The sequence below is a fragment of the Kitasatospora sp. P5_F3 genome (assembly GCF_054049135.1).
In genome coordinates this window covers 1-20,943 of record NZ_JBFUMY010000089.1, presented here as the reverse complement: position 1 = coordinate 20,943, position 20,943 = coordinate 1, and the positions used below count along the sequence as shown (strand labels likewise).

The following is a 20,943-nucleotide window of genomic DNA, read 5'->3' as shown; positions in this document are numbered from 1 at the left end:
GGTCGGTGGGCTCACGCTCACCGCCGTACCCGGGACAAGGCACTTCGAGTCAGTGTACAGGTTTACTGATCTCCTCTGAGCCGGCCCCTGGTCCACTCCACGGTGTCCGCGTACCTGGCCTCGCCGCCACGCCTGGTCGGCCGGTAGTACTCCTTGCCGTGCACCGCGTCCGGGGCGTACTGCTGGGTGGCGATGCCCTCCGGCAGATCGTGCGGGTACTGGTAGCCCTGGGCGTGGCCGAGCTTGGCCGCGCCCTTGTAGTGCCCGTCCCGCAGGTGCGGCGGCACCGCGCCGGCCAGGCCCTGCCGGACGTCGGCCAGCGCCGCGTCGATCGCCAGGTAGGCCGCGTTCGACTTGGGGGCCAGGGCCAGCGCGATGGCGGCCTGGGAGAGGATGATCCGGGCCTCCGGGAAGCCGATCAGGGCCACCGCCTGGGCGGCCGCGACGGCGGTCTGAAGGGCCGTCGGATCGGCTAGGCCGACGTCCTCGCTGGCCGAGATCATCAGCCGCCGGGCGATGAAGCGCGGGTCCTCCCCCGCCTCGATCATCCGGGCCAGGTAGTGCAGGGTGGCGTCCACGTCGCTGCCCCGGATCGACTTGATCAGGGCGCTGGCCACGTCGTAGTGCTGGTCGCCGTCCTTGTCGTAGCGGACGGCCGCCTGGTTCACCGCCGTCTCGGTGGTGGCCAGCGAGATCGTCTGCTCGCCCTTCTCCAGCGCCGCCCCGGCCGCCGCCTCCAGCGTGGTGAGCGACCGGCGGGCATCGCCCCCGGCCAGCCGGACCAGGTGGTCCTCCGCCTCCTGGCTGAGCGTCAACTGCCCGCCCAGACCGCGCTCGTCGGCCACCGCGCGGTGCAGCAGCAGGCGGATGTCCTCGTCGGTCAACGACTCCAGCGTGAGCAGCAGCGAGCGGGACAGCAGCGGGGAGATCACCGAGAAGTACGGATTCTCCGTGGTGGCCGCGATCAGGGTGACCCAGCGGTTCTCCACGGCGGGCAGCAGCGAGTCCTGCTGGGCCTTGGAGAAGCGGTGGATCTCGTCCAGGAACAGCACCGTCTCCCGGCCCGACATGCCGACCGCGCGCCGGGCGCCCTCGATCACCGCCCGGACCTCCTTGACCCCCGCCGTGATCGCGGACAGCTCGACGAACCGGCCCTCGACGGCCTGGCTGATCACGTGTGCCAGTGTGGTCTTGCCGGTGCCGGGCGGCCCCCAGAGGATCACCGAGCTGGTCGCGGCCGGGCCACGCGTGCTGGCCACCAGCCGCCGCAGCGGCGAGCCGTCCTTCAGCAGCTGCCGCTGCCCGGCCACCTCGTCCAGGGTGCGCGGGCGCATCCGTACGGCCAGCGGGGCCCGCCCCGGCTCCTGGCTCTGGCGTTCCTCGGCGGCTGCGGTGAAGAGGTCCGGTTCCACGCCTTGAGGGTATGCCAGTGCGCCGACACGCCTTTACGGCCTCAGCTTCGCCGCATGGTCGGGGACGTACTTCTGCAGGTCGCGCGGCGGCCGCTGGTAGCCCCGCGCCTTCGGCCGGGGCGGCAGCTCCACGGGGGGCATGGTGACCTCGTGGTACGGCAGCGTGGAGAGCAGGTGGGCGATCATGTTGATCCTGGCCCGCCGCTTGTCGTCGCTCTCCACCACGTGCCAGGGCGAACCCGGGACGTCGGTGTAGACGAACATCTCGTCCTTGGCCCTGGAGTACTCCTCCCAGCGCGAGATCGACTCGGTGTCCATCGGCGAGAGCTTCCAGCGCCGCATCGGGTCCTCCAGCCGGTCCCGGAACCGCCGCTCCTGCTCGGTGTCGCTGACCGAGAACCAGTACTTGCGCAGCTCGATGCCCGCCTCGATCAGCATCCGCTCGAAGGTCGGGGCCTGGTGCAGGAACTGCCAGTACTCCTCCGGGGTGCAGAACCCCATCACCTTCTCCACCCCGGCCCGGTTGTACCAGCTCCGGTCGAACAGCACGATCTCCCCGGCGGCGGGCAGCTGCTCGACGTACCGCTGGAAGTACCACTGGCCGCGCTGGCGCTCCGTCGGGACGGGCAGGGCGGCGATCCGGGCGACGCGCGGGTTGAGGTACTCGGTCACCCGTTTGATGGCGCCGCCCTTGCCGGCCGCGTCCCGGCCCTCGAAGAGCACCACCAGGCGGACGCCCTCGACCCTGACCCACTCCTGGAGCTTCACCAACTCGCTCTGCAAACGGAGCAGTTCCTTCTCGTACGGCTTCTTCGGAAGCCGCCTCCTGCCGTCCGCCGCCATCCGGCCCTCCGCTCACGGGTGCTGACGAGCACTCACATTACGGCTGATCAACGACGCCCGCAGGTCGGCGCGGCCCGGTACCGGCAGACCCCTGTACTGCCGGTACCGGCACCCGCCGGTGAGGCGATCACCCTGCCGCAGCCCCGGCCCGCCGGTCCAATTACCCGTTCCATAACCTGTGGGCATGGATATCGACACCCGGTTGCTGCGCTCGTTCGCCGTGGTCTGCGAGGAGGGTCAGCTCACCGCGGCGGCGTCCCGGCTGTCCGTCTCCCAGCCGACCCTGACCAAGCAGATCCGGCAGTTGGAGACACTGCTCGGCGTCCAGCTCTTCGAACGCACCCGGGCCGGCGTCACCCCCACCCCGGCCGCCGAGACGCTGACCCGGCACGCGGCGGCCGTCCTGGACGGCTGGGACGGCGCGGTCCGGGCCACCCGGCAGACCGCCACCGAGGCCGAGGGCCTGCTCCGGGTCGGTTTCGAGGGCAGCACCATCAACCTGGTCGGTCTGGCCACCATGGCGGAGTTCGGGCGGCGGATGCCCGGCTGGCAGGTCCGGATGCGGCAGAACAACTGGTTCGACGTCAGCTCCGGCCTCGGCACCGGCGAGATCGACCTCGCCCTCTGGCACGCCCCCGCCGACCTCGGCCCCGAGTACGCGGCCGCCCGGCTGGCCGTGGTCGACCGGATCGCCGTGCTGTCCTCCGAGCACCCGCTGGCCGCCCGGGAGGTCCTCGACGTCCAGGACGTGCTGGCCGAACCCTTCGTCGCCATCCCCGCCGAGGCCGGCTTCTGGCGCGACTACTGGCTCGGCGCAGCCGAACGCGGCGGCCGCCCGGCCCGGATCGGCGCGGTCGCCCACAACGCCGACGAATGGCTCGCCGCCGTCGCCTGCGGCCAGGGCATCGGCTTCGCCCCCGAGGCCATGCGACGCCTCGCCTCCCGCCCGGACGTCGCCTACCGCACCGTCACCGGCCTGAGCCCAAGCCACGTCGGCCTGTACTGGCTCCGCGAACGCCCGATGACCCCGGCCATGGCCGCCTTCATCGAGAGCTGCCGCCAAACCGTCAAGCTCTCCTGAGGTGGCACACGCCAGGGGCTCGGGGCTCTGCTGAGGTGCGGCTCCGCCGCGCGGGCGACGCCGACCTCAGGAGCGTTCAACGTGCGCACCAGGTCAGGGCTAGAGTCCGCCAAAAGGTTCCGGGTAGCGGCACTGCCCCTTCGGGCTGCCGTCGTACGCCGGGAGCGCGAGCGCCTGGAAGTACTCCCCCGGCACGTCGAACGGGCCCGTGACGTCGTGCTCGGCCGCCGGGGTGAAGCCGAACCGCCCGTAGTAGTCCGGATCGCCGAGCACCACCACCAGCTTCTCGCCGGCCGCGACAGCGGCCTCGAGCGCTGCCCGCACCAGCAGCACGCCGACCCCCTTGCGCTGCCACTCCGGCGCCACCGCGACCGGCGCGAGCGCGAGACCGGTCGCGTCGCCGACCTCCAGACGGGTCAACAGGACGTGCCCGACGATGAGTTCGCGTCCGTCCACGGCGACCAGCGAGAACCGGGGCAGCCAACTCCCGTCCCGCCGTAGTGCGTCCACCAGGTCGGCCTCGTCCGGTCCGGGGAAGGCCGCCATGTGCACCCGTCGGGTCGCCGGTGCGTCCGAGGGGTGCTCAACTCTGGTGCTGACGTTCATGGTTGATCCTTCCACGCCTTTGTGGACGAGATGATACGAGAGCCCCGGCCGGTGCAAACCGCACACCGGCCGGGGCCCTGATCGTACAGATCCTGCGTCAGGCCTCGTTGGCCGTCTCGGACTTCGCCTCATCGCGCTGCTTGGGCTTGCTGTCGACACCGGCCTCCCGGCGCTGGGCCGGGGTGATCGGGGTCGGTGCCCCGGTCAGCGGGTCACCACCGGTCGAGGTCTTCGGGAACGCGATGACGTCCCGGATGGTGTCGTACCCGCCGAGCAGGGTGACGATACGGTCCAGGCCGAAGGCGACCCCACCGTGCGGCGGCGGGCCGTAGTTGAAGGCGTCGAGCAGGAAGCCGAACTGCGACTGCGCCTCCTCCTCCGACAGGCCGATCGCGTCGAACGCCCGCTTCTGCACGTCGCGCTGGTGGATACGGATCGAACCGCCGCCCAGCTCCGAGCCGTTCAGCACCAGGTCGTACGCGTTGGAGAGCGCACTGCCCGGGTCGGTGTCGAAGGTGGCCAGCGACTCGGCGGTCGGCGCGGTGAACGGGTGGTGCACCGCGTGCCAGCCCTGGAACTCGCCCTTGTCGTTCTCGATCGGCTCGAACATCGGGAAGTCGACCACCCAGAGGAAGGCCCACTGCGACTCGTCGATCAGGTCGCAGCGACGGCCGATCTCCAGCCGGGCCGCGCCGAGCAGCTCCTGCGAGGCGGTCTTCTTGCCCGCCGCGAAGAACACCGCGTCGCCCGGCTTGGCACCGGCCGCAGCGGCCAGCCCGGCCAGGTGCTCCTCGGAGAGGTTCTTGGCGACCGGGCCGCGCAGCTCGCCGGTCTCGGCGTCCACCAGCACGTAGGCCAGGCCGCGGGCGCCGCGTGCCTTGGCCCAGTCCTGCCAGGCGTCCAGCTGCTTGCGCGGCTGGGACGCGCCACCGGGCATCACCACGGCGCCGACGTACGGGGCCTGGAAGACCCGGAACTCGGTGCCCTTGAAGTACTCGGTGAGGTCGGTGAGTTCCTGGCCGAAGCGGACGTCCGGCTTGTCGGAGCCGTAGCGGTTCATCGCGTCCGCGTAGGTCATCCGGGGCAGCGGGCTCGGCAGCTGGTAGCCGTGCACCTCGGACCAGATCCGGGAGACGACCTTCTCGCCGAGCGCCAGGATGTCCTCCTGGTCGACGAACGAGGCCTCGATGTCGAGCTGGGTGAACTCCGGCTGCCGGTCGGCCCGGAAGTCCTCGTCCCGGAAGCAGCGGGCGATCTGGTAGTACCGCTCCATGCCGGCCACCATCAGCAGCTGCTTGAACAGCTGCGGCGACTGCGGCAGGGCGTACCAGTGACCCGGCTGGAGCCGGACCGGCACCAGGAAGTCGCGGGCGCCCTCGGGGGTGGAGCGGGTGAGGTACGGCGTCTCGATGTCGAGGTAGTCGTTCTCCTCCATCACCGTACGGATGATGTGGTTCACCTTGGAGCGCAGGCGCAGCGCGCGGGCCGGGCCCTCGCGGCGCAGGTCCAGGTACCGGTAGCGGAGGCGGACCTCCTCGTTGACCGTGCCGGGCTCGTACTCGGCGACCTGGAACGGCAGCGCGGCGGACTCGGAGAGCACCTCGAGGGCGCCCACCACGACCTCGACCTTGCCGGTCGGGATCTCGGGGTTCTCGTTGCCCTCCGGGCGGACCCGGACCTCACCGACGACCTTGACGCAGTACTCGGAGCGCAGGTCCCCGATCGCCTCCAGGTCACGGGCCACGATCTGCACGGTGCCGGAGGCGTCGCGCAGGTCGATGAAGGCCACGCCGCCGTGGTCGCGGCGGCGGGCGACCCAGCCGGCCAGGGTGACGGTCGTTCCGGCGTGCTCCGCGCGGAGCGTGCCCGCGTCGTGCGTGCGGATCACAGCTGCTTCTCCTTCAGGGTGGTGACGAGTGCTTCGAGTTCGACGGGGGTCTGCTCGCCGGTGGTCAGGTCCTTGAGCTGGACGACACCGGCGGCGAGATCTCGGTCCCCGGCGACCAGGGCGAAGCGGGCGCCGGAACGGTCGGCCGACTTCATGGCGTTCTTGATGGTCTTCACACCGAAGGCGAGGTCGGTGGCGATGCCCGCCCGGCGCAGCTCGGTGACCTTGCCGAACAGCACGTTCTTGGCCTCCTCGCCGAGCGCCACGGCGTACACCGAGGTGGTGGCGGGCAGCTCGAGGACGATGCCCTCGGCCTCCATCGCGAGGAAGGTGCGGTCCACGCCGAGGCCCCAGCCGACGGACGGCAGCGCGGGGCCGCCGAGCATCTCGGAGAGGCCGTCGTAGCGGCCGCCGCCGCCGATCGCGGACTGGGCGCCGAGACCCCCGTGCACGAACTCGAAGGTGGTGCGGGTGTAGTAGTCCAGGCCGCGGACCAGCTTCGGGTCGTCGACGAAGGCCACCCCGGCGGCGGTCAGCAGCGACCGGACCTGCTCGTCGTACGCCTTGCACGCCTCGCACAGGTAGTCGCGCAGCATCGGCGCGTCGACCAGCTGGTCCTGCACGGACTGCCGCTTGTCGTCGAGCACCCGGAGGGGGTTGATCTCGGCCCGGCGGCGGGTGTCCTCGTCCAGGTCGAGACCGGCCAGGAAGTCCACCAGCGCGGTGCGGTAGACCGGGCGGCACTCCTTGTCGCCCAGGCTGTTGACCAGCAGCTGATAGTTGGTCAGCCCGAGCGAGCGGAAGGCGTCGTCGGCCAGGATGATCAACTCGGCGTCCAGCGCCGGGTCCTCGGCGCCGATCGCCTCGGCACCGATCTGGGCGAACTGGCGGTAACGGCCCTTCTGCGCCCGCTCGTAGCGGTAGAAGGAGCCCGAGTACCAGAGCTTGACCGGCAGGTTGCCGAGCTTGTGCAGGTTGGCCTGGAGGGTGGCGCGGACCACCGAGGCGGTGCCCTCGGGACGCAGCCCGAGCTCGTCGCCGCCCTTGGTGGTCAGGCTGTACATCTCCTTGGAGACGATGTCGGTGGACTCACCGACACCCCGGGAGAAGAGCTTGATGTCCTCGAAGACGGGCGTCTCGATGTAGCCGTAGCCGGACCGGCGCAGCGGGGCACTCAGCCGCTCGCGGATCGCCAGGAAGGTGGCGGAGCTCGGCGGCAGCAGGTCGTAGGTGCCCTTGGGGGCGCTGAAGGTGTTCAACTTCTCTATCCGTCACATTCCTCGTCGCGGGAAGGCCGGGGCGCCGAGCGCTCCCGCCGCCTGCTGGAGGTAGGGGTTGGTGGCGCGCTCACGGCCGATGGTGGTCTGGCCGCCGTGACCGGAGAGGACCACGGTGGCGTCGTCGAGGGGCAGGCAGACCCGGGCCAGCGAGCGCATGATCGCCTCGCCGTCTCCCCCCGGGAGGTCCGTACGCCCTACCGAGCCGGCGAACAGCAGGTCGCCGGAGAACAACACCGGTGGGATGTCGTTGCTCGAAGGCGTCCGGAAGGTCACCGACCCCCTGGTATGGCCGGGCGCATGATCGACCGTCAGGTTCAGACCTGCCAGCTCCAGCACGGCACCGTCGGTCAGTTCCCGTACGTCGTCCGGCTCGCCGACCGTGATCGAGCCCATGATCTGCTGCCCGATCGAACGGCCCAGGCCACGGGCCGGGTCGGACATCATGTAGCGGTCCTCGGGGTGGATCCAGGCCGGGACGCCGCTCGCGCCGCAGACCGGCACCACCGAGGCGATGTGGTCGAGGTGTCCGTGCGTCAGCAGGACGGCGACCGGCTTGAGCCGGTGCTCCCTGATCAGGTCCTCGACACCCTGCGTCGCCTCGTGCCCGGGGTCGACGATCACGCACTCCTCACCGGCTGCCGGTGCGACCAGGTAGCAGTTGGTGCCCCAGGCTCCGGCGGGAAATCCGGCGACGAACACGTGATTCCTTCCCCTCGGGTAGCGATGAATGTCAAGTACTCCGTGAAGCCTACCGGCGGTACCGCACGGGTTCCTAACCGGTTACCTGCGAGTCCGGACGCCTGAATCGTGACCTCGGACCTGCACAGCTGATCTCGTACTTACGCACGAGGTCCCTACACTTGGCCGCCTGCGGATGCGATGATCCGCATCAGCATCCCGAAGTCAGCATCCCCAAGAACTCCCCATCTTTCAGGAGACACGGCCGGTGGTCACCAGCGAACAGCGTCGACGTCAGCTCGCCCGCGAGAAGTACGAGCGGCAGATGGAGCGCCGGGTCGAGGCCCAGCAGAAGGCCAGGCGTCGCAACGCGATCGTCGGCGGCGCCCTCGCCGTCGTGGTGATCGCCGCGGGTGGCGCCTGGGCCGGCGGGGCCTTCGACTCCGACCCCAAGGCGCCCGGCGCGAAGGACGCCGCGCAGGCCGCGCCGACACCGACCGCCGCCGTCACCCCGGTCAAGGGCTGCGAGACCCCGGCCGCCGGTGCGCCGAACGGCAAGCAGTGGAAGACCGAGCCCCCGCTGGCGATCGACACCAAGGCCGGCTACACCGCGAAGCTGGCCACCAGTTGCGGCGAGGTGACCATCACGCTGGACGCCGCCAAGGCGCCGCACACCGTCAACTCCTTCGCCTACCTGGCCAGTGAGCAGTACTTCGACCACGTGAAGTGCCACCGCCTCACCACCGAGGGCATCTACGTGCTCCAGTGCGGCGACCCGGCCGGCACCGGCTCGGGTGGCCCCGGCTACCAGTTCGCCGACGAGAACCTGACCGGCGCGACCTACCCCGCGGGCACCGTGGCGATGGCCAACGCCGGTCCGGGCACCAACGGCAGCCAGTTCTTCCTGGTCTACAAGGACACCCAGCTGCCGCCGAGCTACACCCCGTTCGGGAAGATCACCGGCGGCCTGGACGTGCTCAGCCGGGCCCTGGACATCCCGGGCCCGGCCACGCCGGAACCCGACCGGCCCGGATACGGACAACGCCGGTGCTGGTCGCCTATCTTGCTTGTTGTATAGGGTGCCCTGACCGTCGGCCGTCACCCTCGGCGCACAACTCGACGGCTCGGACGGCGGACTCCATCGGTCCGCCGCACATCAACTGTGGACGACGTACGTGCTCCGTGCGGGCCGTGACGTCATGTGGAGGAGGCGCGCTGTGAGCAGCGAACCGTGGGGCCGTGTCGACGAGCAGGGGACCGTCTACGTCAGGACCGCCGACGGCGAGCGCGTCGTCGGCTCCTGGCAGGCGGGCTCCCCCGAGGAGGCCCTCGCCTACTTCGAGCGCAAGTACCAGGGTCTGGCGGCCGAGATCGCCCTGCTGGAGCACCGGGTCCGCAAGACCGACCTGGGTACCAAGGACGCCCAGACCGCGCTCGACCACCGGCGCGCGCAGGTGGTCGAGGCGCACGCGGTCGGTGACCTGGCCTCGCTCGCCAAGCGGCTGGACACCCTGACCGGCGAGATCGAGACCCGGCAGAACGAGCGCAAGATCGCCAAGGCCAAGGCCCAGGACGAGACCCGCGAGGCCAAGGACAAGCTGGTCGCCGAGGCCGAGCAGCTCGCCGAGTCCACCCAGTGGCGGGAGGCCGGGGACCGGCTGCGCGCGCTGGTGGACATCTGGAAGGGTCTGCCCCGGCTGGACCGGAAGAGCGACGACGAGCTGTGGCACCGCTTCTCGCACGCCCGCTCGGTCTTCTCCAAGCACCGCAAGGCGCACTTCGCCTCGCTGGACTCCGAGCGCGAGCAGGCCAAGGCGGTCAAGGAGAAGCTGGTCGCCCAGGCCGAGGCGCTCTCCAGCTCCACCGAGTGGGGTGACACCGCCGCCGCCTACCGGGATCTGATGACCAGTTGGAAGGCTGCGGGCCGCGCCCAGCGGGACGCGGAGGAGGAGCTGTGGGCCCGGTTCCGGGGCGCGCAGGACGTCTTCTTCCAGGCCAGGTCGGCCACCTTCAGCGAGCGGGACGCCGAGCAGGGCGAGAACCAGAAGCTCAAGGAGGCCCTGCTGATCGAGGCCGAGGCGATCCTGCCGATCACCGACCTGAAGGCCGCCAAGGCCGCGCTGCGCGGTGTCAGCGAGCGCTGGGAGGCCATCGGCCACGTCCCGCGCGACGCCAAGCCGAAGCTGGACGCCCGGCTGGGCACGGTCGAGCGGGCGATCCGCGAGGCCGAGGAGGCCGAGTGGCAGCGCTCCAACCCGGAGGCCCGGGCCCGGGCCACCGGCATGACCAGCCTGCTGCAGTCCGCCGTGGACAAGCTCCAGGGCGAGCTGGACAAGGCCAGGACGGCCGGCAACGCGAGCAAGGCCGCCAAGCTGGAGAACGAGCTGGCGGGCCGTCAGGCCCTGCTCGACCAGGCCCTGAAGAGCCTGGAGGAGTTCAGCGGCTGATCCGCCGCCGACACCGCAGAAAGGGCCCCCMCCGAGGTGGGGGCCCTTTCTGCTGCACCGGCTACTTACGGGCCGAGGTGACCCGGTAGACGTCGTACACGCCCTCGACGCCGCGGACCGCCTTGAGCACGTGCCCGAGGTGCTTCGGGTCGCCCATCTCGAAGGTGAAGCGGCTCATCGCCACCCGGTCCCGGGAGGTCTGCACCGCCGCCGACAGGATGTTGACGTGCTGGTCGGAGAGCACCCGGGTGACGTCCGAGAGCAGTCGCGACCGGTCCAGCGCCTCGACCTGGATCGCCACCAGGAAGACCGAGGACTGGGTGGCCGCCCACTCGACCTCGATCATCCGCTCCGGCTGCTGGGTCAACGACTCGACGTTGACGCAGTCCGCCCGGTGCACCGAGACACCGTTGCCCCGGGTCACGAAGCCGACGATCGGGTCGCCGGGCACCGGGGTGCAGCAGCGGGAGAGCTTGACCCAGACGTCGTCCACGCCCTTGACGATGATGCCCGGGTCACCCTTGGCCCGGCGCCGGGTGGCCCGGCTCTGATGGGTCGTCGGGGTCGCCGTCTCGGCCAGGTCGTCGGTCGCGCCGTCCTCGCCGCCGAGCGCCTGGACCAGCTTCTGCACGATGTTCTGCGCCGCGACGTGGCCCTCGCCGATCGCCGCGTACAGCGACGAGATGTCGGGGTAGCGCATCTCGTGCGCGAGGGTGACCAGCGAGTCGCCGGTGAGGATGCGCTGGATCGGCAGACCCTGCTTGCGCATCGCCCGGGCGATCGCCTCCTTGCCCTGCTCGATCGCCTCCTCGCGGCGCTCCTTGGAGAACCAGGCCTTGATCTTGTTGCGGGCCCGGGGCGACTTGACGAAGCCCAGCCAGTCCCGGGAAGGACCGGCGTTCTCCGCCTTGGAGGTGAAGACCTCCACCGCGTCGCCGTTCTCCAGCGTCGACTCCAGCGGCACCAGCCGGCCGTTGACCCGTGCTCCTATGCAGCGGTACCCGACCTCGGTGTGCACCGCGAAGGCGAAGTCCACCGGGGTGGCGCCGGCGGGCAGCGCTATCACGTCACCCTTGGGGGTGAAGACGAAGACCTCGTTGGTGGAGAGGTCGAAGCGCAGCGACTCCAGGAACTCGCTCGGGTCCTCGGTCTCCTTCTGCCAGTCCAGCAGCTGCCGCAGCCAGGCCATCTCGTTGACCGCGCCGGCCTTGTCCTCCTTGCGGACCTGGGACGGCGTGTCACTGCGCACCTTGGAGGCACCGGCCACCGCGCGCTGCTTGTACTTCCAGTGCGCGGCGATGCCGTACTCGGCGCGGCGGTGCATGTCGAAGGTACGGATCTGCAGCTCGACCGGCTTGCCGCCGGGGCCGATCACCGTGGTGTGCAGCGACTGGTACATGTTGAACTTGGGCATCGCGATGTAGTCCTTGAACCGCCCCGGCACCGGGTTCCACCGCGCGTGGATGGTGCCCAGCGCCGCGTAGCAGTCGCGGACGGTGTCGACCAGGACCCGGATGCCCACCAGGTCGTAGATCTCGGCGAAGTCGCGGCCTCGCACGATCATCTTCTGGTAGACCGAGTAGTAGTGCTTCGGACGGCCGGTCACCGAAGCGGTGATCCGGGCCCCGCGCAGGTCGCCCTGGACCTGGTCGATCACGGTGGCCAGGTACTCGTCCCGCTTGGGTGCCCGCTCGGCCACCAGACGCACGATCTCGTCGTACATCTTGGGGTAGAGGATCGCGAAGGCGAGGTCCTCGAGCTCCCACTTGATGGTGTTCATACCCAGCCGGTGCGCCAGCGGGGCGTAGATCTCCAGCGTCTCGCGGGCCTTCTTCTCCTGCTTCTCCCGCTTGAGGTACCGCATGGTGCGCATGTTGTGCAGCCGGTCGGCCAGCTTGATCACCAGGACCCGGGGGTCCTTGGCCATCGCGACCACCATCTTGCGGACGGTCTCGGCCTGCGCGGCCTCGCCGAACTTGACCCGGTCCAGCTTGGTCACGCCGTCGACCAGCAGGGCCACCGAGTCGCCGAAGTCCTTGCGCAGGGTCTCCAGGCCGTAGTCGGTGTCCTCGACCGTGTCGTGCAGCAGACCCGCCATCAGAGTCGCGGCGTCCATGCCGAGTTCGGCCAGGATGGTGGCGACCGCGAGCGGGTGGGTGATGTACGGGTCGCCGCTCTTGCGCTTCTGGCCGCGGTGCCACTTCTCGGCCACCGCGTAGGCGCGCTCGATGTCACGCAGCAGGGCCGGGTCGGCCTTCGGGTCCTGGGCCCTGATGGTCCGGAACAGCGGTTCGAGCACCGGGTTGAGCAGGGTGCTGCGCTGGCCGCCGAGCCGGGCCAGCCGGGCCCGCATGCCGCCGGTGGCGGAGGGCTTGACCACTGCGGGGGGCGGTGTCGGACGTACCGGGCCGGCCCCCGAGGGCACGGGCCCGCTGTCGGGGGCGTCGGCCTTGGCCGTGGGCACAACCTCGTCGGGCAAGGACACTCCTCGTGGCGCGGTGCCTTCCCCTCGCACGAGAAGGGGAACGGATGATTCTTCATGGTACCGAGCCCGGGTAAACGTCGAGGCACGGGCATCCTCAGKATGCCCGTGCCTCGGTTCAAGCGCAGGTTCAGACGGTGACCAGGGTCTCCAGCGGCGCGTCGCCCAGGTGCGGGGTGAGCCGCTCGCGGCCGTCCAGGAAGCCGAGCTCCATCAGCACGACCACCCCGGCCAGCTCGCCGCCGGCCCGGCGGACCAGGTCCAGCGAGGCGCCGATGGTGCCGCCGGTGGCCAGTACGTCGTCGATCACCAGCACCCGCTCGCCCTGGGTGAAGGCGTCGCACTGCACCTCGAGGGTGGCCGAGCCGTACTCCAGGTCGTACGACTGCGCGTGCACCTCACCGGGCAGCTTGCCCTTCTTGCGGATCGGCACGAAGCCGAGCCCGGCCGCGAAGGCCGCCGGGGCGGCGAGCACGAACCCCCGTGCCTCCAGACCGACCACCTTGGTCGCACCGAGCGCCTTGGCCCGGTCCGCCAGCGCCCGGGTGAGGGCCGCGAAGGCCTCGGCGTCGGCGAGCAGCGGCGCGATGTCCTTGAACAGCACGCCCGGCTTCGGGTAGTCCGGTACGTCCCTGATCCGGCTGTTGAGCAGCTCGGCCAGGACGGGGTCGGGAGAGGTCACGGGGGTCCTTCGGTCCGGTCGGTCAGTGCTTGCCGGACGGGCGGCCCTTGCTACGGGACCGGCTGACCGGCTGGTTGCGGTTACCGACGATACCCGCTGCCCCGTCCTCGTCCCCGGCCTGGTCGTCCTCGCTCGGGTCCGCCTCGCCCGAGGCGGCCCGCTCGGCTTCGGCCTTGGCGTCCGCGGCCCGGCGGGCCTCGACCTTCTTGGCCAGCGCCTTCATCTCCGGCTGCATCTCCTTGAGCTGCGCGTACAGCGGCGTGGCCACGCAGATCGAGGAGTACGCACCGGCGGCGAGGCCGATGAAGAGGGCGAGCGAGATGTCGTTCAGGGTGCCCGCGCCGAGCAGACCGCCACCGATGAAGAGCAGTGCGGCGACCGGGAGCAGCGCCACCACGGTGGTGTTGATCGAGCGCACCAGGGTCTGGTTGAGGCCCGCGTTGGCGGCCTCGCTGAAGGTGCGCTTGTTCTGCCGGGTGATGCCCTTGGCGTTCTCCTTCACGGTGTCGAAGACGACCACCGTGTCGTAGAGCGAGTAGCCGAGGATGGTCAGGAAGCCGATCACGGTGCCCGGGGTGACCTCGAAACCGACCAGGGCGTAGACGCCGATGGTGATCAGGAGGTCGTGGATCAGCGCCACCAGGGCGGCGATCGCCATCCGCCACTCGAAGGCGATGGCCAGGTAGATGGTGACCAGCACCATGAAGATCACCAGGCCGAGCAGCGCCTTCTTGGAGATCTCCTCGCCCCAGCTGGGGCCGACCACCTGGGCGTTGATGTCGTTGGCCGGGATGGCCAGGTCCTTGGAGAGCTCGGTGATGAAGGTGGCCGCCGGGAGCTGCTCCTCCGCACTCACCTGGATCTTGATCGCGCCCTTGTCGGTGGACTGCACCAGCGCGCTGGTGTCCTTGAGGATGTCGTCCGCCGCGGCTTGGGCCTGGGAGACCGTCAGACCGGGCTTGGTGATGGTGTAGACCGAGCCGCCCTCGAACTCGATGCCGAGCTTGAGGCCGAACGCCAGACCGATCCCGGCGATCAGCACGATCAGGGCGGAGAGGCTGTACCAGAGCTTGCGCCGGCCGACGAAGTCGAAGCTGACCTCACCCTGGTAGAGACGGTGACCGAGGTTGCTGAAGCGTGACATCGCGTCAGACCTCCTTCGCGGCGGAGGCGGAGGTGCGGCGACGACCGCGCACCAGAGGACGGGCACCCAGGCGCTGCGGGTCCAGACCGGACCACTTGTGCCCCTCGGCGAAGAACTTGGTCCGCGCCAGCAGGGTGATCATCGGCTTGGTGAAGAGGAAGATCACCACGACGTCGAGCGCGGTGGTCAGGCCGAGGGTGAAGGCGAAGCCCTGCACCTTGCCGACCGAGACCAGGTAGAGCACGGCGGCACAGAGGAACGAGACGAAGTCCGAGACCAGGATGGTGCGCCGGGCCCGGGGCCAGGCGCGCTGGACGGCCGGGCGCAGCGGGGCACCCTCGCGGACCTCGTCGCGGATCCGCTCGAAGTACACGATGAAGGAGTCCGCGGTGATACCGATCGCGACGATCGCACCGCAGACGGCCGGCAGGTTGAGCGCGAAGCCGATACCGGCGCCGAGCAGCGACATGATCGCGTAGGTCAGCGCGGCGGAGACCAGCAGACCCGCGATCGACACCAGGCCGAGGCCGCGGTAGTAGACCAGCGAGTAGAGCACCACCAGGATCATGCCGATCCCGCCGGCGATCAGACCGGCCTTCAGCTGGTCGCCACCGAGCTGCGGGGAGACCGTGGTGACGTCGCTCATCTCGAAGGTGAGCGGCAGCGCACCGAAGCTCAGCACGTTGGCCAGGGCCTTGGCCTCGCTCTGGGTGAAGCTGCCGTTGATGACCGCGTTGCCGGCGATCGACTGGCTGACGTACGGGTGGGAGACCACCTTGCCGTCGAGCACGATGGCGAACTGGTTGGCCGGGCTGGGCTGGGTGGCGAGCTGACCGGTGGTGGTGGCGAACGCCTTGGAACCGGTGTCGTCGAACTGGAGCTGGACCTGCCACCCGGCAACACCCTGGGTGTCGAAGGAGGCGATCGCCTTGTCGATGTTCCGGCCGTTCACGGCTACCGGACCGAGCGCGAACTTGTACCAGACGCCCTGCTCGGCGTCGAAGCTACAGGCGACCGCGTTCTTGGCCGGGTCGGTCTGGTAGTCGAGCCGCTGCGCCTGGTTCGAGCAGTCCAGCTTGGTGAACTGCTCCTGCAGCTCCGGCGGGACGGTGCCCTGGGTGAGCGCGGCCGACATCTCGGCGGCGGTCGGGGCGGACGCCGCGGCGGTCGGGGTGGCACTCGCACTGGCCGAGGCGGTCGGGTCGGCCTTCAGCCCGTCGGTGACGGCACGGCCGGCCTTGGTGGCCGAGGCGCTCGGGCTCGGGGCCGGCGCAGCCGAGGAACCGGCGCTCGGGCTGGCCGAGGGGGTCGCCCCGGCACTCGGCGTGGCCGCCGGCGCGGTGGGCAGGGCGCCGGTGGGCGCGAGCGCCAGCACCGGGCGGAAGTAGAGCTTCGCGGTCTGACCGATGTCCTTGATCGCCTGCTCATTGCCGCCATCCTTGTTCGGGATGTTGACGATGATGGTGTCGGACCCCTGCGTCTGGACCTCGGCCTCGGAGACGCCGAACGCGTTCACTCGCTTCGTCAGGATGCTGACCGCGGTGTCCATGTTGGTCTTGTTGATCGCGGCGGGGTTGTCCGACTTGGCGGTCAGCGTGATGCTGGTGCCGCCCGCGAGGTCGATCCCGAGACGCGGCGTGGTGTGGCCCGTCCCGAACATGAGGGCGACCAGTCCGACGGTGATCACCAGGATGAAGGCCAGTGCCCGCCCCGGGTAACCGTCGCGCGGGCGCGACTTGGGTGATGCCACCTTGCTCGTTTCTCCCTGTCCATGGCGCCGGCCACCGGAACCCTGTCCGGTAGGTGGCGGATAGGGGGAAGGTGGCCTGACGGCCCGTGAGGTCCTTTGGACGCGCGGTCGGTTGCCGCGCGGCCGAGGGTGTGCCCGACCGTACTACTTGTTCTTCGGAGCCTCGTCGTCGGTACCGTCGGTGTCCGACTCGTCCTTCTTGTCGAAGCTGAGCGGCTTCTCGTCGGTCTCGACGATCTCGTCGGCCTCATCGGCGGCGTCCGTCGGCTCGTCCTCGACCGGACGGCCGTTGATGATCGCGTCGTACTCCTCCGGGTCCAGCACCGCGGCGATCGCACCCTTGGTGAAGTGCACGACCGTGCCCGGGGCCACCTCCAGCTCGACGGTCTCCTCGTTCACCGACTTCACCAGGGCGTAGATGCCACCGATGGTGCGGACGCCCGAACCGGGCTCGATCGCGGAGCGCATCTGCTTGGCCTGGTCCTGGCGCTTCTTGTTGGACCGGAACAGCATGAACAGCACGGCGATCATGATGAGGGGAAGGAGGAACGGTTCCACAGCCTGGTGTCCTATTCAGGCCGCCCACCGAGGGGTGGCCAGTGGAGATTCGTCGGCCCATCAGGTCGAGAGGGGCGGTCCGGCGGAGTCTAAGCGACCCGCTCTGATCGGACAACGCCAAGCATGTCATCCTGCCGCCGTTGGTGGCGACCTTCCGCCTGCACAGTTTGGCCACGACCTGTGTCCGAAAACCGAAGCTCCCGAGCAGAGGTCAGCCGCCGGCCTTGCCGAACAGCTCCGGCTGGCCGGGCACCGCGCCACGCGGGGACTGCGGCGGCGGCACCATCCCGAGGTGCTGCCAGGCGGCCGCCGTCGCGATCCGGCCACGCGGCGTACGGGCTAGCAGGCCCTCCCGGACCAGGAACGGCTCGGCCACCTCCTCCACCGTCTCGGCCTCCTCCCCCACCGCGACGGCCAGCGTGGACAGGCCGACCGGGCCGCCGCCGAACAGCCGGAGCAGCGCGTCCAGCACCGCGCGGTCCAGGCGGTCCAGACCACGGGCGTCCACCTCGTAGACGGCCAGCGCCTGGGCTGCGATCTCCCGGTCCACCACGCCGTCGTGCCTGACCTGGGCGAAGTCCCGTACCCGGCGCAGCAGTCGGTTGGCGATCCGGGGCGTACCGCGCGAGCGGCCGGCGATCTCGGCGGCGCCGGCGGTGTCGATCTGCACGTCCAGCAGGGCGGCCGAGCGGTGCACCACCCGCTCCAGCTCGCTCGGCGCGTAGAACTCCATGTGGCCGGTGAAGCCGAACCGGTCGCGCAGCGGGGGCGGCAGCAGCCCGGCCCGGGTGGTCGCGCCGACCAGGGTGAACGGCGGCAGCTCCAGCGGGATCGCGGTGGCGCCGGGCCCCTTGCCGACGATCACGTCGACCCGGAAGTCCTCCATCGCCAGGTAGAGCATCTCCTCGGCCGGGCGGGACATCCGGTGGATCTCGTCCAGGAACAGCACCTCGCCCTCGGTCAGCGAGGAGAGGATCGCCGCCAGGTCACCGGCGTGCTGGATGGCCGGGCCCGAGGTGATCCGGATCGGAGCGCCCAGCTCGGCCGCGATGATCATCGACAGAGTGGTCTTGCCCAGCCCGGGCGGGCCGCTGAGCAGCACGTGGTCCGGCGTGGTGCCGCGCTTGCGGGCGGCCTGCAGCACCAGCGAGAGCTGCTCGCGGACCCGCTCCTGCCCGATGAACTCGTCCAGCACCTTGGGCCGCAGCGCCGCCTCGACCGCCTGGTCCTCGCCGTCGGCGGCTGCCGTCACCAGGCGGTCGGCGGGGTCGGAGTCGTACGGGCTCATCGGGCGGGCTCCTGAAAGTGCGTCAGCGGGTGCGGTTGAGGGTGCGCAGCGCGGCCTTCAGCAGGGCGCCGACGTCGGTACGGCTCTGCGCCTCGGCCTCGGGCGTGACGGCGGTGACCGCCTCGTCCGCCTCGCGCGGAGCGTAGCCGAGACCGACCAGGGCGGCGTGCAGCTGCTCGGACCAGGGGGCCGGACCTGCGGCGATCGGCTTCTGGGCGGGGACGCTGCCGTGCGGGGCGCCGAGCTTGTCCTTGTACTCGAGCAGCAGCTTCTGGGCCAGCTTGGGGCCGATCCGGGGCACGGCGGTGAGCGACTTGGCGTCCCCCTGGGCGACGATCCGGCGCAGCTCGTCGGGGGTGAAGGTGGCCAGCATGCCCAGCGCCATGGTGGCGGCCACCCCGCTGGCGGTGAGCAGCACGTCGAAGGTGGCCCGCTCGTCCTCGTCGGCGAAGCCGTAGAGGGTGAGCGAGTCCTCCTTGACGATCAGCGCGGTGGTCAGCCGGGTCGGCTCGCCGATCCGCAACGCGGCCAGCGTGCGCGGGGTGCACTTCACCAGCATGCCGACCCCGCCGACCTCGACCACGGCGCTGCCGGGGGTGATGGCGGCGACCGGGCCCTGGACGAAGGCGATCATCGGCGGTACTCCCTGATCCTGGGGTTGCTCACTGGCTTGCTCGCGGCCTGGCCCGCGACGGCGGCGGCGATCCGGTTGTGTGCCGTACCGCGCCAGATGTGACAGATCGCCAGCGCCAGCGCGTCGGCGGCGTCGGCGGGCTTGGGCGGCTCGGCCAGCCGCAGCAGGCGGGTGACCATCGCGGTGACCTGAGCCTTGTCGGCCCGGCCGTTGCCCGAGACGGCGGCCTTCACCTCGCTCGGGGTGTGCAGGGTGACCGGGATGCCTCGCCGGGTGGCGCAGAGCATCGCCACCGCACTGGCCTGCGCGGTGCCCATCACGGTGCTGACGTTGTGCTGGGCGAACACCCGCTCCACCGCGACGAGTTCGGGCTGGTGAGTGTCGAACCACTGCTCCAGGCCCTGCTCGATCAGCAGCAGCCGCTGCCCGATCTCCGCCTCGGCGGGCGTACGGATCACCCCGACCCCGAGCATGGTGAGCGGTCGGCCGGGAGTCCCCTCCACCACGCCGACTCCACACCTGGTCAGCCCAGGGTCAACTCCCAGCACCCGCACCTGTGAACCCATCTCTGTCGTCCGACCTGCGAAGGCTACCGCCCGGGTCGGACAACCGGACGAACGACACCGGCCCGGCAGTCCGCTGGGGACCACCGGGCCGGAGGGCAGAGCTAGTTACTCGGCGTCGAGCTCCGCACCGACCTCGTCGCTGATGTCGAAGTTGGCGAAGACGTTCTGCACGTCGTCGCTGTCCTCCAGCGCGTCGATCAGCTTGAAGATCTTGCGAGCACCGTCCACGTCGAGCGGGACCAGCAGGTCCGCCACGAAGTTGGCGTCGGCCGAGTCGTAGTCGATCTTGGCATCCACCAGGGCGGTGCGGACCGCCACCATGTCGGTGGCCGCGCTGATCACCTCGAAGGAGTCACCGAGGTCGTTGACCTCCTCGGCGCCGACCTCGAGGACAACCTCGAAGACCGTGTCCTCGTCGACCCCGTCCGCCTTCGGGACGATGATGACGCCCTTGCGGTTGAACAGGTACGAGACCGAACCCGGGTCGGCCATGTTGCCGCCGTTGCGGGTCATCGCGACCCGGACGTCGGAGGCCGCGCGGTTGCGGTTGTCGGTGAGGCACTCGATCAGGACCGCCACGCCGTTGGGGCCGTAGCCCTCGTACATGATGGTCGAGTAGTCGGCCCCGCCGGCCTCGGCACCGTCACCGCGCTTGACGGCGCGGTTGATGTTGTCGATCGGCACCGAGCTCTTCTTCGCCTTCTGGATGGCGTCGTAGAGCGTCGGGTTGCCGGACGGGTCGCTGCCGCCGGTGCGGGCCGCCACCTCGATGTTCTTGATCATCTTGGCGAAGAGCTTGCCGCGCTTGGCGTCGATCGCGGCCTTCTTGTGCTTGGTGGTAGCCCATTTAGAGTGGCCGGACATCACCAGCTCCTTTTCGTCGCCAAAGGGAAATGAACAGAAGGGATCTTACCGGTGCCGCGCGCCGCTTCAGCGACCGGCACTCTCGACCATGCGTACGAAGTACTCGTGCACCCGGTGGTCGCCGGTCAGCTCGGGGTGGAACGAGGTTGCCAGCAGGTTGCCCTGACGGACCGCCACGATCCGGCTGTCCGGGCCGTCGGCCGCGGGCAGCTCGGCCAGCACCTGCACACCGGCGCCGACCGCCTCGACCCACGGGGCCCGGATGAAGACGCCGTGCACCGGCTGCTCGCCGAGGCCGTCGAAGGCGACCCCGGACTCGAACGACTCGTTCTGCCGGCCGAAAGCGTTCCGACGGACCGTCATGTCGATGCCGCCGACGGTCTCCTGGTCGTCCCGGCCGTCCAGGATCTTGTCGGCCAGCATGATCATGCCCGCGCAGGTGCCGTAGACCGGCATCCCGGCCCGGACCCGCTCGCGGATCGGCTCCATCAGGCCGAACAGCAGGGCCAGCTTCGACATCGTGGTGGACTCCCCGCCGGGGATCACCAGCGCGTCGACGTCGGCCAGCTCCTCGGGCCGCCGCACCTCGCGGGCGATCGCGTCGGCCGCGGCCAGCGCGATCAGGTGCTCACGGACGTCGCCCTGCAGGGCCAGCACGCCGATGACGGGGGTACTCACGGTCACTACCTCTTCACGTTGTTACGTCGGACGTGCGACGGCCCGCCGCGCGATCAAGGCTG

At 70.3% G+C, this 20,943-nt stretch carries 19 protein-coding genes; 3 read left to right on the top strand and 16 right to left on the bottom strand.

The window, feature by feature from the left end; all coding sequences use genetic code 11:
• Positions 1-62: 62 nt before the first annotated feature.
• Together ACXJMZ_RS32485 and ppk2 are read right to left on the bottom strand one after the other, a co-directional pair.
• Positions 63-1,412 (bottom strand): replication-associated recombination protein A, encoded by a 1,350-nt coding sequence (locus ACXJMZ_RS32485; protein ID WP_457033605.1) that lies wholly within the window; start codon positions 1,410-1,412, stop codon positions 63-65.
• A gap of 33 nt (positions 1,413-1,445) precedes the next feature.
• Positions 1,446-2,255, bottom strand: a complete 810-nt coding sequence (ppk2, locus tag ACXJMZ_RS32480) for a polyphosphate kinase 2 (RefSeq protein ID WP_457033604.1) — start codon at positions 2,253-2,255, stop codon at positions 1,446-1,448.
• A 184-nt stretch (positions 2,256-2,439) separates the two neighbouring features.
• On the opposite strand from ppk2, the gene ACXJMZ_RS32475 reads away from it, so the two are divergent.
• Positions 2,440-3,336, top strand: a complete 897-nt coding sequence (locus tag ACXJMZ_RS32475) for a LysR family transcriptional regulator (RefSeq protein ID WP_457033603.1) — start codon at positions 2,440-2,442, stop codon at positions 3,334-3,336.
• A gap of 99 nt (positions 3,337-3,435) precedes the next feature.
• Here the strand turns inward: ACXJMZ_RS32475 and ACXJMZ_RS32470 are convergent, their stop codons facing one another.
• The 4 genes from ACXJMZ_RS32470 to ACXJMZ_RS32455 form a co-directional block, all read right to left on the bottom strand.
• Positions 3,436-3,942: a GNAT family N-acetyltransferase gene (locus ACXJMZ_RS32470; RefSeq protein ID WP_457033602.1), complete on the bottom strand. Its 507-nt coding sequence runs from the start codon at positions 3,940-3,942 to the stop codon at positions 3,436-3,438.
• Between the two features lie 97 nt (positions 3,943-4,039).
• The gene (gene aspS / locus ACXJMZ_RS32465; RefSeq protein ID WP_457033601.1) at positions 4,040-5,830 is read right to left on the bottom strand and encodes an aspartate--tRNA ligase; all 1,791 of its coding nucleotides are present in this window, start codon (positions 5,828-5,830) and stop codon (positions 4,040-4,042) included.
• Positions 5,827-7,089, bottom strand: coding sequence for a histidine--tRNA ligase (gene hisS, locus ACXJMZ_RS32460; RefSeq protein WP_457033600.1), 1,263 nt, complete (start codon positions 7,087-7,089; stop codon positions 5,827-5,829). Before hisS ends, aspS begins: the two co-directional genes overlap by 4 nt.
• A 12-nt stretch (positions 7,090-7,101) precedes the next feature.
• On the bottom strand, positions 7,102-7,809 hold the full coding sequence (locus ACXJMZ_RS32455; RefSeq protein ID WP_457033599.1) for an MBL fold metallo-hydrolase: 708 nt from the start codon (positions 7,807-7,809) through the stop codon (positions 7,102-7,104).
• Between the two features lie 247 nt (positions 7,810-8,056).
• On the opposite strand from ACXJMZ_RS32455, the gene ACXJMZ_RS32450 reads away from it, so the two are divergent.
• Both ACXJMZ_RS32450 and ACXJMZ_RS32445 read left to right on the top strand, forming a co-directional pair.
• Entirely contained in the window at positions 8,057-8,866 is an 810-nt protein-coding gene (locus tag ACXJMZ_RS32450; RefSeq protein WP_457033598.1) for a peptidylprolyl isomerase, read from the top strand.
• A 139-nt stretch (positions 8,867-9,005) separates the two neighbouring features.
• Positions 9,006-10,235, top strand: a complete 1,230-nt coding sequence (locus tag ACXJMZ_RS32445) for a DUF349 domain-containing protein (protein WP_457033597.1) — start codon at positions 9,006-9,008, stop codon at positions 10,233-10,235.
• 61 nt (positions 10,236-10,296) lie between these two features.
• Here ACXJMZ_RS32445 and ACXJMZ_RS32440 read toward each other — a convergent pair whose 3' ends face one another.
• The 10 genes from ACXJMZ_RS32440 to pdxT form a co-directional block, all read right to left on the bottom strand.
• Positions 10,297-12,714: a RelA/SpoT family protein gene (locus ACXJMZ_RS32440; RefSeq protein ID WP_457033596.1), complete on the bottom strand. Its 2,418-nt coding sequence runs from the start codon at positions 12,712-12,714 to the stop codon at positions 10,297-10,299.
• A gap of 133 nt (positions 12,715-12,847) precedes the next feature.
• Positions 12,848-13,399 (bottom strand): adenine phosphoribosyltransferase, encoded by a 552-nt coding sequence (locus ACXJMZ_RS32435; protein WP_457033595.1) that lies wholly within the window; start codon positions 13,397-13,399, stop codon positions 12,848-12,850.
• A gap of 22 nt (positions 13,400-13,421) precedes the next feature.
• Positions 13,422-14,543, bottom strand: coding sequence for a protein translocase subunit SecF (secF, locus tag ACXJMZ_RS32430; RefSeq protein ID WP_457033594.1), 1,122 nt, complete (start codon positions 14,541-14,543; stop codon positions 13,422-13,424).
• Between the two features lie 4 nt (positions 14,544-14,547).
• Positions 14,548-16,293, bottom strand: coding sequence for a protein translocase subunit SecD (gene secD / locus ACXJMZ_RS32425; protein ID WP_457033593.1), 1,746 nt, complete (start codon positions 16,291-16,293; stop codon positions 14,548-14,550).
• Between the two features lie 144 nt (positions 16,294-16,437).
• Entirely contained in the window at positions 16,438-16,851 is a 414-nt protein-coding gene (gene yajC, locus ACXJMZ_RS32420) for a preprotein translocase subunit YajC (RefSeq protein WP_457033592.1), read from the bottom strand.
• A 211-nt stretch (positions 16,852-17,062) separates the two neighbouring features.
• Positions 17,063-18,139 (bottom strand): Holliday junction branch migration DNA helicase RuvB, encoded by a 1,077-nt coding sequence (gene ruvB, locus ACXJMZ_RS32415; RefSeq protein WP_457033591.1) that lies wholly within the window; start codon positions 18,137-18,139, stop codon positions 17,063-17,065.
• 22 nt (positions 18,140-18,161) lie between these two features.
• Positions 18,162-18,773 (bottom strand): Holliday junction branch migration protein RuvA, encoded by a 612-nt coding sequence (gene ruvA, locus ACXJMZ_RS32410; RefSeq protein ID WP_184911742.1) that lies wholly within the window; start codon positions 18,771-18,773, stop codon positions 18,162-18,164.
• Positions 18,770-19,327, bottom strand: a complete 558-nt coding sequence (gene ruvC, locus ACXJMZ_RS32405) for a crossover junction endodeoxyribonuclease RuvC (protein WP_057228473.1) — start codon at positions 19,325-19,327, stop codon at positions 18,770-18,772. The genes ruvA and ruvC overlap by 4 nt, the downstream gene beginning before the upstream one ends.
• A 117-nt stretch (positions 19,328-19,444) precedes the next feature.
• Positions 19,445-20,203, bottom strand: coding sequence for a YebC/PmpR family DNA-binding transcriptional regulator (locus tag ACXJMZ_RS32400; RefSeq protein WP_457033590.1), 759 nt, complete (start codon positions 20,201-20,203; stop codon positions 19,445-19,447).
• Between the two features lie 66 nt (positions 20,204-20,269).
• A complete protein-coding gene (gene pdxT / locus ACXJMZ_RS32395) occupies positions 20,270-20,881 on the bottom strand; it encodes a pyridoxal 5'-phosphate synthase glutaminase subunit PdxT (protein ID WP_457033589.1) in 612 nt (203 codons plus the stop codon).
• Between the last annotated feature and the right edge of the window lie 62 nt (positions 20,882-20,943).

What these genes read in the sequence shown, in the direction of transcription:
- ppk2 (WP_457033604.1), bottom strand. Translation starts at nt 2,255, where the DNA reads ATGGCGGCGGACGGCAGGAGGCGGCTTCCGAAGAAGCCGTACGAGAAG.
- ACXJMZ_RS32475 (WP_457033603.1), top strand. Translation starts at nt 2,440, where the DNA reads ATGGATATCGACACCCGGTTGCTGCGCTCGTTCGCCGTGGTCTGCGAG.
- ACXJMZ_RS32470 (WP_457033602.1), bottom strand. Translation starts at nt 3,942, where the DNA reads ATGAACGTCAGCACCAGAGTTGAGCACCCCTCGGACGCACCGGCGACC.
- secF (WP_457033594.1), bottom strand. Translation starts at nt 14,543, where the DNA reads ATGTCACGCTTCAGCAACCTCGGTCACCGTCTCTACCAGGGTGAGGTC.
- ruvB (WP_457033591.1), bottom strand. Translation starts at nt 18,139, where the DNA reads ATGAGCCCGTACGACTCCGACCCCGCCGACCGCCTGGTGACGGCAGCC.
- ruvA (WP_184911742.1), bottom strand. Translation starts at nt 18,773, where the DNA reads ATGATCGCCTTCGTCCAGGGCCCGGTCGCCGCCATCACCCCCGGCAGC.
- ACXJMZ_RS32400 (WP_457033590.1), bottom strand. Translation starts at nt 20,203, where the DNA reads ATGTCCGGCCACTCTAAATGGGCTACCACCAAGCACAAGAAGGCCGCG.